General features: G+C 40.8%; 15 protein-coding genes. All 15 read right to left on the reverse strand.

The features are described from left to right. Window position 1: 1 nt before the first annotated feature. The 15 genes from minC to ACXAD1_RS18985 all read right to left on the reverse strand — a co-directional run bounded on the left by minC (window position 2) and on the right by ACXAD1_RS18985 (window position 13,064). The gene (gene minC / locus ACXAD1_RS18915) at window positions 2–679 is read right to left on the reverse strand and encodes a septum site-determining protein MinC (protein WP_206838933.1); all 678 of its coding nucleotides are present in this window, start codon (window positions 677–679) and stop codon (window positions 2–4) included. 270 nt (window positions 680–949) lie between these two features. Then, complete coding sequence (gene mreD, locus ACXAD1_RS18920) at window positions 950–1,465, reverse strand: rod shape-determining protein MreD (protein ID WP_206838935.1); 516 nt, start codon at window positions 1,463–1,465, stop codon at window positions 950–952. Further along, the gene (gene mreC, locus ACXAD1_RS18925; RefSeq protein ID WP_206838938.1) at window positions 1,462–2,346 is read right to left on the reverse strand and encodes a rod shape-determining protein MreC; all 885 of its coding nucleotides are present in this window, start codon (window positions 2,344–2,346) and stop codon (window positions 1,462–1,464) included. Before mreC ends, mreD begins: the two co-directional genes overlap by 4 nt. A gap of 270 nt (window positions 2,347–2,616) precedes the next feature. Beyond that, window positions 2,617–3,639, reverse strand: coding sequence for a rod shape-determining protein (locus ACXAD1_RS18930; RefSeq protein ID WP_474910761.1), 1,023 nt, complete (start codon window positions 3,637–3,639; stop codon window positions 2,617–2,619). 160 nt (window positions 3,640–3,799) lie between these two features. After that, complete coding sequence (radC, locus tag ACXAD1_RS18935) at window positions 3,800–4,489, reverse strand: RadC family protein (protein WP_206838940.1); 690 nt, start codon at window positions 4,487–4,489, stop codon at window positions 3,800–3,802. Window positions 4,490–4,540: 51 nt separating this feature from the next. Then, window positions 4,541–5,110: a Maf family protein gene (locus ACXAD1_RS18940; RefSeq protein WP_206838942.1), complete on the reverse strand. Its 570-nt coding sequence runs from the start codon at window positions 5,108–5,110 to the stop codon at window positions 4,541–4,543. Between the two features lie 232 nt (window positions 5,111–5,342). Continuing rightward, window positions 5,343–6,422 carry an SPOR domain-containing protein gene (locus ACXAD1_RS18945; RefSeq protein ID WP_474910762.1) on the reverse strand — a complete coding sequence of 360 codons (1,080 nt, stop codon included), beginning with the start codon at window positions 6,420–6,422 and terminating at the stop codon, window positions 5,343–5,345. Window positions 6,423–6,548: 126 nt separating this feature from the next. Then, entirely contained in the window at window positions 6,549–6,995 is a 447-nt protein-coding gene (locus ACXAD1_RS18950; protein ID WP_206838944.1) for a pilus assembly FimT family protein, read from the reverse strand. Between the two features lie 27 nt (window positions 6,996–7,022). Further along, window positions 7,023–7,814 (reverse strand): pilus assembly protein PilO, encoded by a 792-nt coding sequence (locus ACXAD1_RS18955; RefSeq protein WP_370223406.1) that lies wholly within the window; start codon window positions 7,812–7,814, stop codon window positions 7,023–7,025. Next, a complete protein-coding gene (locus ACXAD1_RS18960; protein ID WP_474910763.1) occupies window positions 7,811–8,470 on the reverse strand; it encodes a fimbrial assembly protein in 660 nt (219 codons plus the stop codon). The genes ACXAD1_RS18955 and ACXAD1_RS18960 overlap by 4 nt, the downstream gene beginning before the upstream one ends. Before the next feature lie 3 nt (window positions 8,471–8,473). Then, window positions 8,474–9,469 carry a type IV pilus biogenesis protein PilM gene (gene pilM, locus ACXAD1_RS18965; RefSeq protein ID WP_474910764.1) on the reverse strand — a complete coding sequence of 332 codons (996 nt, stop codon included), beginning with the start codon at window positions 9,467–9,469 and terminating at the stop codon, window positions 8,474–8,476. 81 nt (window positions 9,470–9,550) lie between these two features. Further along, entirely contained in the window at window positions 9,551–10,294 is a 744-nt protein-coding gene (locus ACXAD1_RS18970) for a prepilin peptidase (RefSeq protein WP_474910765.1), read from the reverse strand. A gap of 5 nt (window positions 10,295–10,299) precedes the next feature. Further along, window positions 10,300–10,710, reverse strand: coding sequence for a prepilin-type N-terminal cleavage/methylation domain-containing protein (locus ACXAD1_RS18975; RefSeq protein ID WP_474910766.1), 411 nt, complete (start codon window positions 10,708–10,710; stop codon window positions 10,300–10,302). 106 nt (window positions 10,711–10,816) lie between these two features. Further along, window positions 10,817–12,022, reverse strand: coding sequence for a type II secretion system F family protein (locus ACXAD1_RS18980; protein WP_474910767.1), 1,206 nt, complete (start codon window positions 12,020–12,022; stop codon window positions 10,817–10,819). Then, window positions 12,009–13,064, reverse strand: coding sequence for a type IV pilus twitching motility protein PilT (locus ACXAD1_RS18985; protein ID WP_206838952.1), 1,056 nt, complete (start codon window positions 13,062–13,064; stop codon window positions 12,009–12,011). The genes ACXAD1_RS18980 and ACXAD1_RS18985 overlap by 14 nt, the downstream gene beginning before the upstream one ends. Window positions 13,065–13,067 lie beyond the last annotated feature (3 nt).

The raw sequence follows: 13,067 nt of genomic DNA on the forward strand, positions 1-13,067 counted from the left end.
CCTAGCTTCCCCCTTGCAATCTAGTTATATTCGGTCTCAGATGCATTAATACTTGTAATCTATCTACGGTTATTTGATCGTTTTCATCTATGTAAGCACATTCCATTTCTCTTTTTTCGTCATCCTGATCCTTGTCAGGTGCCCGGTTAATACAATGGCTGATCCTTAATTGGGATGGTTTCATAAGCGAAGCAACGATAACGGCTTCCTTATTCCCATGGCATCCGGCATGGGCTATGCCTTTTAGCGCCCCCATTATAAAGATGTTTCCTCCTGCCATGACAGTGCCCCCGGGATTTACATCTCCGATAAGAAGCAGGTCTCCCGCCACTTCGAGAACCTGCCCGGAACGAATCACCTTTGCAACAGAAACAATTTCGTTTTCTTCCTTCTGTTTTTCAGCTTCTTCTTTGGTAATGACATTGGAGCTTATAGACTCAACAATCAGGTTTTTCTTTTGCCTGATTAACTCCTTCAACTCTTCCTGCTGTACTTCTGTGAGATAACGGTTCCCTACTTGTACCCTCACTGAAAGAAGCCGGTCTTCAACCGATCTGGAGTTTTCTGAAAGCTTTCTATCAAGTTCTTTCTTCAGCTCTCCATATGAACAGGAATCATCGAGATGCAATGTCAGACCATCTTTCGTCCCTTTTATTGTAACGTTTTGGTTTTTTTTCATTTCAAGATGTTCACCTCAATGATAAGAAACACATAAGTGCTGCTGGCACTCTATTTTAAAGCAGTCCATGAACTGCTATTTTTTCAAATAGCCGCAAGGCCATTCTTTTTAAACAAATTATGTCAATTATCCCTATCCAATTTGCCCATAAAGGTAGGATTCGACAGAAACCTTCTAAATTCCTTTTTTACTAAAAATTATTCATTTAAAAGAAACCGGATTAATCCGGTTTCTTTTAAATGAATTGTGAAATTATATCACTTCAAACGATTAGTCGTTTAAGCTATCTGCAAATTTTTCAGAAAGTCTTTTAAAAGGATAAACAGCTAAAACAATGAAAATGGCATTTAATATCAACGTTGGCACGAGACGGGAAGAAAGAAAGGCTGCAAAGACCATATCAGTATGGTGAATTAATAAGTTCATCTGGTAGACACCGGCCTCAAGGAGGGTGATGCCTAAGAGCACAATGATGGAAGCCATAGCCATATTCGTCTGAAGAATTTTCATTAGTTTGGTTGTAATAAAAGCTATGACTGGAAATAGAAACAGGTAAATGCCGATAATTTCCACATACACAATGTCAAAAAGCAAGCCGAATAATAAGCCGTAAAGAATTCCGTGTTTTTTTGAGCCAAAAATGGTCAAAAAAAGCAATCCGGCCATCAGGAAACGGGGAACTGCTATTTTTCCGCTGCCTAACAAATCATGCGGAGTTAATTGAACAAATATGCTTTCACCGATAAATAAGGCCAGGAGTATGAGTGGAAGAAGGAATCTTCTCACAGTTCCTCCTCCTTCTCATCAACCATTTCCATTAGTTCAGGCTGCAAAGCACCTCTTTTAACGACCATTACATGTCCAATATCGTAGAAATCTGCCCCCGGCTTAACATAGGCGGTCTGGGTAAGTCCAAATTCATCAGGAACAACATCAACAACCTTACCAATCGGCAGGCTCTCAGGAAAAACGCCGCCTAGACCTGATGTAATAACGTTTTGATCCTTTTTAACCTTTGCATCATAAGGAATTCGCTTAAGCAAAAGAAGACCTTTTTCCTTATCATAGCCTTCAATCAGACCGAAAAAGTTATTTTCGCCTGCCTGAATTTTTGCAGAGATGCGATTTGTCGGGTCCATCGAACTAAGAAGCTGAACTGTTGAAGTAAAGGTATTGCTGCTTTTCACTTTGCCGATCAGGCCTTTAGACGTAATGACAGCCATGTTCGGTTCAATGCCAGCATTTTTCCCTTTATTAATGATTAGCAATTCATGCCATCTGTCGGGATTTCTTCCTATAACAGTTGCCTGCTTTGGCTCAAATTCACTTAAAGAGTCTTTCTTATCCAGAATCTCACGAAGTTCTGTATTATCTTTTTTCAGCCGCTGAACTTCAGACTCAAGGCGTGCAAGTTCATCCAGTCTTGTCTTCAAATCTTTATTTTCTTTGTATGTATTTTGCAAGTCTTCGACATTTTCAAAGAATCCTGCCACATAATTCACAGGGCTGGAAACAGCATTTTGTATAAACCCGGTAGTATCTTTTAAAAATTGTTCAGGCCAGGTCAAATTTTCTCTATCTTTTAAAGAAAATCCAATCAATGCCACGAGAATAATAATGCTGACAAGCAAAATAATCAGGCGTTTGTTCAAAAAGAACTGTGGCATCCGTTACACCTCGATTAGTAGTATTTCAGAAAAAATTGCGCCATTCAGGCACTGCTCAACAAAATATAACATATATCTGCGAAATTATCATTTAACTTAGAAAAGCGGAAGCGCCTTGCCCACCCCCAACACCTCGAGGGGGTAGGCGCTTCCGCTATACAGTTCTCGTAGTTGAAAATTATATGCTTTCTTATTTTATAAGCCAAATTTGAGCCCATGCACTTTTTATGAAGTGAATGGGCTTTATCATTTTCTTATTCAGGCTTATATTTATCTGGATTCTTTAGCTTTCGTTTTGAATAAATCGATATGGTCAAGAGCTTTTCCCGTACCGATGGCGACACAGTCCAATGGGTTTTCAGCAATAAGGACAGGCATTTTCGTTTCTTCGCTGATTACCTTGTCCAGGTTGCGGAGAAGCGCTCCCCCGCCAGTAAGGACAATACCTCTATCCATAATATCTGCCGCCAGTTCAGGAGGAGTTTTTTCAAGAGTATTTTTTACTGCATCCACAATTGCATAAACTGTGTCATTCAACGCTTTTGAAATTTCTTCAGCAGTAATTTCAATAGTTTTTGGCAGGCCTGTCAGCAGATCGCGTCCGCGAATTTCCATGTTTTCGACGCCTTCCGGATCTCCAGCAGAACCCACTTCCACCTTAATTGTCTCTGCTGTACGGTCACCAATCATTAAGTTGTAATTTTTGCGGATATAATTAATGATCGCATCATCCATTTCATCACCGGCAATGCGGATGGATTGGCTAGTAACAATTCCGCCCAGGGAAATGATGGCTACTTCAGTAGTACCTCCCCCGATATCGACCACCATGCTTCCTGTCGGTTCCCACACAGGAAGATTAGCCCCGATTGCAGCGGCAAACGGCTCTTCGATGGTATAAGCATCGCGTGCCCCTGCCTGGCGGGTTGCATCGACAACTGCACGTTCTTCAACAGCTGTAATACCGGATGGCACACAAACCATTACATATGGCTTGCCTGAAAAGAAGCCCTTATTTTTATTGGATTGTTTAATATAATATTTCATCATAACTGCGGTTGTTTCATAATCCGCAATTACGCCATCCTTCATTGGACGGAGCGCAACAATATTACCTGGTGTACGGCCGATCATATTTTTCGCGTCATTGCCGACAGCTACAATATTTTTCGTATCAGTCTGCAGTGCTACTACTGACGGCTCTCTGACAACGATTCCTTTTCCTTTCACATAAACAAGTGTATTAGCTGTTCCTAAATCTATTCCAAGGTCTCTAGTACCGATTCCAAACATAAATGGTATCTCCCTTTCTGATACAAATTGCTCATTTTCCTAAGTAAGGTATTTTAATGGAATTTTCTTTAATTTTTCTAGTACAATGAGCCTCCAAAAAGCAAGGCATCTCAAAAATCATAACCAATATTATAGCGCAACGTCAAATAAAAACATAGTGTTATAAATACCCTTTTTCCTTTAAACTGACAAATTTATTTTCACCGATGATCAGATGGTCCAGCACATCGATGCCGATTATTTTTCCGGACTCTGCAAGTCTCCTGGTTACTTCAATATCTTCCCGGCTTGGAGTCGGATCACCGCTCGGATGATTATGAATGCAGATAATGGACGCAGCCGATCTGCGAAATGCCTCTTTAAAGACCTCCCTTGGATGAACAATGGAAGCATTCAGGCTTCCAATAAAGATGGTCTGCTTATGAAGCACCTGATTTTTTGTATTTAAATAAAGGCATACAAAATGTTCCTGAGACAGGAATCGCATATCATGCATAACATAATTTGCTCCATCCTCAGGAGAACGGATAATATATCTGTCTTCATATGTGAGATTTGAAATCCTCCGGCCGATTTCAACTGCTGCCAGCAGCTGAATTGCCTTTGCCGATCCTATGCCTTTAATGGACGTTATTTCATCCAGGGATGCATCCTTTAATAGCCGGAGTCCTTCAAAATGGGTAAGAAGCCTGTTCGCTAATTGCAGAACAGATTCATCTTTCGTGCCTGTCCTGAGTAGTATCGCTATCAGTTCGTGATTGGATAAGCTCTGCGGACCATTTTGGACAAAGCGCTCACGAGGGCGTTCATCTTGAGGGAAATCTTTAATCAATAGAGTTTCCGTTTGCATATTTTCCTCCCTAAACTCTGGGGTCAGGGAGCTGAAGATGAAAAAAGGATATTAAGGAAGCGGATACCCTGCTTTCCTTAATTCACGAACCGTTCTGGAGACAGGAAGGCCAACAACAGAGAAATAATCTCCGGTTATGCTTTTTACAAGCATGCTGCCAATGCCTTGTATCCCATATGCCCCTGCCTTGTCGAATGGTTCACCGGTGCCAATATAAGAGTTAATTTCTTCATCCGTTAACTCCCAGAACACCACATCGGTTTTTTCATAAAATGTAATTACATTTTCAGGCGTCATAATGGATACACCTGTGTAAACAGAATGGGTGCTTCCAGACAGACTTTTGAGCATAGTGAAGGCTTCCTTGCCGCTGCCTGGCTTTCCTAAAACATTGCCGTCTTTAACTACAACTGTATCTGAGCCAATTACATATGAATCAGGATGCTTTTTAAATACAGCCTGTGCCTTTCTATGGGCAAGCTCCTTCACGATCTCTCCTGGTGACAGCACGGGATCAAAACTTTCATCGACATCACTGCTGGAGACTTCAAAATGCAAATGAAGATTTTCAAGAAGTTCTTTTCGCCGCGGGGAAGAAGAGGCTAAAATGAGGTTTTGCATGTAATCACCTTACCTTTATGTATCGTATTGGGAGATACAGGTTAATCGTATCAAAAAATTGCCAGACAAACAATTTTAAAGAGGTCATTTATTGATATTTTTATCATATATTATCGAATAATGACTAAAAGAAAGAGTCTGTCTAAATTTCCCGAACAGACTCCATTTAATATGTGATATTTCCCAGAAAATATTCGAAACGAATATTATTATGGCAAAATATGCCGGGTCCTTACTGCCCGTCTGACTGCAGCAAAGTCTGATAAGCTGCAAGAAACGCCAGCAGATGCTCCTGAATTTTTCCGGCTGATGCAGAATCACCCGCCTGCTGGTATGCGTCTATTTGCTTTGAAGCACCCAACAGTTCTTCTCTTATAGAAATCAGGCTTTTATTTTTAATTTGATCGGCCGGCAGATCATTCACTGCCTTGCTATGATTTTTTATTTCCTCAGCCGCCTCAGGGGTTATGGAGCTGCCGAGAGAGGCACTGGCTGCACCTTCTGAAAGGGATTGATAAAAGGCAGGAGCATTTTCTGCAAGTTTTTTCTCTTCGGTATTCAGCCCTTTAATCGCTTTACCTTCAAAGGCGACTTCTTTTGCAAATACATCAATCCCTTTGCTTTTTAGATCCGCACCTATTTCCTTCGCCTGATCAAGGCTACCGGAAACCCCTAAAAAAAGAAAAGTCTGCTCTCCCATTTTTATTGTTTGGCTATAGACTCCTTTTTGTGAGTTAGCTTCCTGGATTTGCTGTGCTGCTTCACTGTTTGAGAAAACGCCGCCTTGAACTACGTATGCAGTTAGGGCCTCTAAAGCTGCCGCTGCAGCGGGTGTCTTCTGATTTGATGCTGCCGGAGTTTCATTAATTGGAGGCGCCACAGTTTCTGCTCCCTGATCTGTAAATACCAGCTTCAGCATGATGAATCCAAAGCTTGTCCCAAGCAGTACAGCAAAAAACACAGCCAGAAATATGGATGTTAAGAATCCTTGCTTATTTCTCCCCTGGAATTTCTTAGCCAGAGTGCTCAGCCCATTTTTTGCTGGTGATTTAGGAGGAGCTGCTTTTTTATATTCCTTTAGATCCGCATCTTCCGTTTCCTCAGGCAGAATCCAGTCGAAGCTGTCATCCGCCTCTTTGCCGGCCGCTGTTTGTATGGATGCGAAAAATTCAGTTTGCTCCTGCTTCTTCTTTCTATCCAGCTGTCTCGGATCCCATGCTTTCTCCTGCACTTCTTCCTTTTTCTCCTGAAACGGACGGTCCTTGCCATTTATTTTAATCGTGATCGTTTTTTCGCTTTTAGGCTTGTCCACATCTCATCCTCCTTCCGTACCGTTTCCTGAATTGTTTTCATCCTAACATAAGGAAAAAAAAAATAACAAGACTTTTGTCGTCTTGTTACGGAAGGATTTCGTCAAATTTTTCATTAGTATTTCCGGTTAATTTTCTGTAATTAAATCAGGATCTAATTTATATATGGGGATTCCTTCATTGCCATCAGAATAGCATAAACTCCGCTTTTCGCCTTTAAAACAAACAGCAGTTATGGATTTTCCTTTGACGACAGCAAAAGTATACTCTGAAGGCTGAAGAAGTTTTTTTGTATCCGGGTCCCTAATAGGTTCAATGAAGTCAGCTTCTGCCAGTCTTTTGTATGTCACTTTTTCCGGCAGCGCACTTCCGCTGATCATTTCATTTTTTATATAAAGCTCTGCTGATTCCTTTAATGCAAAGGCATTACCCACAAAAGCCTGATCCTTTACTCTTTGAATGACATTATTAACAGCGATGATGGCTATTAAAGAAATGATGCCTAATATAATTAGGACAGCAAGCACTTCAATTAATGTAAATCCTTTTTGTTTTAGTCTAGCAGCAAACATCATTTACTAGACCTCTCTTCATTTTTTTGATTAAGGTGTTTTCTCATCATCCTCAGCTTCCAGTTCAGAGAAACTGCTTAATGGATTTCTTTTATTGGAAATTCCCGGGGCATCCAAAGGAGGAATCTCCTTTCGCAATTCTTCCAGTTCAGGGTAGTAATAGGCAGCTATCGCCAGTTCGAATTCAACCATCTGGTCTTCCTGCATTACACTTACAACTTCATCGAATCCTGTATACTTCAGGCTTTCCACTTTAATGATTCTTTTTAAATCTAATAGATTCTTTATGAAACTTTCCATTTCAAAATATGTATCTGCTTGTCCATTTAAGACAATAGAAACCTTTTTAATCCCATTTGGCAGCTTCTCTTCAGATAATGGATCTGCTTCTGCAATTTCATTGGAATCATCCGTTTCAGGCTCCGCCTCTGAAACTTCTTGTTGAGACTGATTCCTTTCTTCTTCAGACAGGTCGATTTCTTCATCACTTTCCGTCCCATTCATCTTCAATTCTATGATATTGGTATCTGATATAATTTCAGATTTTTCGATATCCAAAAGAAGCTGATCAAGCAGCCTCTTAACCGGCACCTGTTTTTGAAGTTCAACTGTGCTCAATACGGTTTGATCATTCAGCTGCTGAAGATTATTTTCTAATATGGTTAATTGCTGAGCGGCCATTTGCAGCTCGGTTTGCTTTCTGTCCATTTTTTCGTTCAAAGGGCTAATAAAGAGATAATAACTGCCAAAAGCCATTGCCGCGAATAGAACAACGGCAAGCAAGAAAACCCCAAGCTGTTTTTTGGAAATTTCCCGGTTCACGGAGAATCATCTCCTTCCTCTTGCTGAGCGGCGGAATCCTTCTCCTCTATATCTTTGATTACTTTCTGTTCGGCTTCTTCATTAAGCAATGATGTGATAATTTTTAATTCATATTCTGCATAATACCTCGGCTGAATGTTTGCCTGTTTTCGAAGTTCAGCTGCTTCATCTTTTAAGATGTCTGCTGTTTTAGCTTCGGTTATAATCGCTTCATCAACCCAGGACAATTCCGTCAAACTATGCAAATAATAGGCCGCCTCACTTTTTGCATCAAATTGAACGATTTGTTTGATTCTGTTTTCTTCATCCAGCTCAAATTCTATTACAAATCCTCGTTCAGGAAGAAACCTGGTTATTTGTTCCATAAGGAAGACTAAATCGAATGGCTGCCTGTCTGCCCATTCAATAGCAACTTTCAGCTCCTCTGCCGCATTGGAAGATTGATATTCTTGAAGCTTTGCCTGCTGAGCTTCAAGAATTTCATTTGTCTGGATTATTCTTTTCTCAATTCCCAAAAGCTCATTGTTTTTCTCTTTAACCGTTAAAAAAACAAGCAAGAAGGCTGCAGTAAGCAGGACTACAATAAAAGCTATCATAATATAGACGTTTTTAGGCCCTTTTTCCTTTTGAGGAAGCAGGTTAATGTCAACTCGCATGTGCTACCCCTCTTTTAAACCCAGTCCAATATTTACATGGAAAGATGATTGTTTTAACAGCTCATTTTGTCCGGTGATAAGGCAGTCTTCGAAAGAAGCAACTGGCACTTCCATTCTGTTTTTTATGTCCTTATGAATGTTTTCAAGCCATGGATGGTCACCGCTTACAATGATCCTGTCAATTTGGCGCTGTCCCTGATTTAATGAATACCTGTAAAAATTCATTACTTTTTCTATATCATTGTAAATATCCAATAGGGGATTTAGCACTTCTTCTTCTTTGCCAATGTATTCTATCTTCTTTTCTCCACTGGGCATTTTTACAGTCCCCCACTTGCTGAGATCGATCTCAATCGCAATATTTCTCATGAATACCGGTATGTCCGATTCGAAGATGCTGCACACTGCAGAATTAAGGTCAAACTGAATGAGCATGATATCTTCTCCTGTTTTATCCTCAAAATGGCTGCAATAAAGCCGATACAATGCCAGAGAAGACACATCTGCAGCTGCGGGCCGGAGTTTTGCATCCTCGAAAAGCCCGGTATATTCCATGACAATTTCCTCAGGCGCAGCGAATAGCAGTATTTCAGTTGAATTCTGCTGATTAATACCGAGAACATGATAATCAAATACAGGCTCTTCAAAAGGCAGGTGTATGCTTGTGCCGAGTTCCATATATAAATAGCCTTTAATTTCATCCAGCTGGACATCTCCTGGCAATGTCAGCTTTCTCAAAACAATAAAAGGATCAGGTACAGTAAAAAATACCTGCCTGTTTTTTATTTTCCACTCATTGACGCATTCTTCAAGAATGAGAGCAAGTGTATCATAATCCAGGATCTTCCCATCCTTAATAATTCCCGGCGGCAGAAAACGTTCATTCCATTTTGCCATTTCCAAATCGCGCTGACTTTTTAATTCTGCATAACGAATAACGTGGTCTTTGATAATGATATTTACAGGCTTCTTTTTTCCGGGAAGAAATCGCATTGCCATGATGAAAAACTCCTTGTAAATAGAATTGCCTAGGGAGATAAGAGCCGGAATAATCCAGCTCCTACCCAAAAATTCGTATCCTTATAGAAATGAATGAAAATACCATTCAATTAATTCATTTCCATAGAAATAAGCTATTAAAGTCCCAATTCCTATGAATGGACCAAATGGGATGGGCTTGCCTTTTTGCACAAGTCCCAGAACCATGCCAAGTCCTCCAAGGACAGCTCCGAACAAAGTTGCGAGAAAAAACGAAAGCAAAACAAGCTTTACACCTAATGCAATGCCGATGACAGCATACAGCTTTATATCCCCTCCACCCATGCCGCCTTTACTGATAACAGCTATAAGCATCAGAAGGAAAAAACCAAGTCCTGAACCTGCTAAACTGTTCCACCATGGAGAGAGCGGAATGAAAATGCGTTCTGCCATAATAATTACAGCAAAAAACAATAAAACCTTATCCGGGATGATCATATATTTGATATCAGATACAAACACAATGATCACAAGGGAAATCAGCGTCCAGGCGACAAACAATTCAGCAGTCCAGCCCATAATCAGCGGTGCCGCCGCAAACAAAATACCTGTGGAAAGCTCAACAGCCGGATATAAGGCTGAAACCGGCGCTTTGCAGCGCCGGCACTTTCCGCCTAGAAATATATACGATAATACTGGAATAAGCTCCAGAGGTGATAGAGTATGCTTACATTTTGGGCAATGGGACCGCGGTGCTGCGATAGACTGGTTTTGCGGGATTCTTAGGCCTGCTACGTTGTAGAAGGAGCCAAGGAGAAGACCCACAAGAAAGAAAAAAAGATACATTATCTTTAGTTACCTGTATGAGTTAATAACTCATCTTCAGTTACCGTTGTATCCTCTCCATCATCTTTAACTAAATCTGCAGCTGAATGGCCTTTTAATGTATAAGTATATTCACCTGAACTGTTGGAAACTAAAACACTAAAATCTTTCGTCTCTTCAACGTTATCTAGATATTTCATTAGTTGTTCTTTTGAAATTGAAGTTGCAGTTGGATTAGTTGTTATATACAATTTCGCAGCATTAACAATTTGAACCGCCTCAGCAACTTTTGCATCCTCTTTTGTCTTATTAATCAACCCACCGATACTAGGAACAGCAATCGCCGCAATAATCCCCAAAATAACAATAACCGCAAGCAATTCAATCAGTGTCAATCCCTTTTGATTCTTAAGTCTATTCCTTAAATTTTTCAGCATTTTTTCTCTCCCTCTCAAATATTCTAGTTTATTTTACCTATTATGGTACTATTATACTAAACTCAAATTCTAATAACAGTCGAATTCTTTACTATTTTGTAAATATTTAGCCAATGTGCTGGAATATTTCAAACATCGGTACCATAATGGATATGACTATAGTCCCGACTATACTGGCCAGAAAGACGATCATGAGGGGTTCAATGAGTGATTTAAGCCTGTCTGTGGCGCTTTCTACTTCTTTTTCATAAAAGTCAGCTACCTTCCCAAGCATGGCATCAAGCGATCCTGACTCTTCCCCAATGGCTATCATTTGAGAGACTAGCGGAGGGAACACCCAGTGTTTTTTCATCGGTTCCGTCAGAGACTTCCCCTGCTCGAGTGAATCTCTTGATTTTGCAATTACCTTTGCCATCACTTCATTTTCTACAATGCTTTCTACAATGCTTAAGGCCTGCAGAATCGGCACAGAGCTGGAAAACAAGGAGCTTAAGGTTCTTGTCATTCTTGCTATGGCTGCTTTCTGAAGAATCTTTCCGAAGATAGGCATTCTCAGCAGGAAATAATCAAGATAATATTTACTGGCTTTGTTATTGCGAACTAATACAACACCCATAAAAACGACCAAAAATAAGCTGATGATCAGCCACCAGTATTGCTGCATAAATTCACTGGAGCCCAGAACAAATTGTGTAATGGCAGGGAGTTCTCCTCCGAAATCCTTAAACATCTCCACGAAAATAGGAACAACAGAAACAAGCAGAAAGATGACTACTGCAATAGCTATAATGCCGACAGTTATCGGATAGGCAAGTGCTGAAATGATTTTCTGCTTTGTGTAGTGCTGCTTTTCAAAATGAACTGCCAGCCTTTCCAGCGTTTCATCCATATTCCCGCCTGCTTCGCCTGCTTTGATCATATTGACAAACATTCCACTGAAGATTTTTCTATGTCTGGAGGCAGCATCTGAAAGCGGAAGTCCATCACGCAAGTCCTGTTCGACAGCTTTCAATGCTTTTTTCAGCGCTTTGCTTTCTGTTTGCTTCGCAAGTATTGCGGTTGACTCTACTACTGTCACTCCGGCTTTCAGCAAAGTTGCAAACTGACGCAGATAGATAACAAAATCCTGAAGCTTAACAGGATTGCCAATTGTTATTTCTTTTGTTAAAAAAGTCTCCGGAACTTCCTGTATATCAAGAACTCTTATTCCGTTTTCCTTCAGCTGAAGCATAGCTTCCCTTTTAGAAACTGCTGTCACGATCCCTGACTTCTTGCCTTTTCGGTCACGCCCGCTGTATTTATAGCGGGACATGATCCGTCACCTGTTCCTGTATGTATGGCAATGCTGATTCTTTGGCGATTTTTCCGGTCTCCAGGAGAGAATTAATGCTTGTCTCAAGTGTATGCATTCCCTGGGCGCGTGATGTTTGCATCACATTAATAATCTGATAAATCTTTTCATTTCGAATCAGGTTTGCTACAGCTGAATTATTGATAAGAATTTCTGTAGCTGCATAACGGCCCTTCCTGTCAGCTTTCAGAAAAAGTCGCTGCGATATAATTGATACTAGTACAGTGGCAAGCTGGATTCTGATTTGTGCCTGCTGTGAAGGCGGAAATACATCAATAATCCGGTTAATTGTAGCCGGAGCACTGGAAGTATGCAGTGTTCCAAGAACTAAATGGCCAGTTTCGGCTGCTGTTATGGCTGTTTGAATAGTTTCCAGGTCCCGCATTTCCCCTACTAGAATGACATCCGGGTCCTGCCGTAAAGCAGCTCTCAATCCATTAGCAAAATGCTTTGTATCAAATCCCACTTCACGCTGATCAATAATGCACTTTCCATGCTTATGCAGATATTCAATCGGGTCCTCGAGCGTGATAATATGCTTTCTCATCGTCTCGTTCATATAATTAATCATTGATGCCAATGTCGTTGATTTCCCGCTTCCCGTCGGCCCTGTTACCAGCACTAGCCCCTGGGGTTTTTCTGCCACTTTTTTTAATACAGGGGGAAGCCCAAGTTCTTCTAAAGCAGGAATTCGTGTAGGGACAACACGGATGGCCAGTGATATGCATGACCGCTGAAAATAAGCATTGACCCTGAAACGGGACAGTCCCGGGATTCCATATGAGAAATCAAGCTCGCCGATATCCTCGAATTTTTTCCATATGTCTGCAGGAATAATTGCCTTAGCCATGCCCTCGGTGTCTTCAGGACGCAAACTTTCTTTCCCATATTTTTTTAAACCCCCATTAATTCTTATGACGGGGGGGACCCCAACAGTCAAATGGAGATCCGAGGCCTTCAGCTCATACGCCGCTCTCAACAGATGTTCTATTTTAGTTTTCATACT

The organism is Cytobacillus sp. ABV4_503, assembly GCF_056158445.1.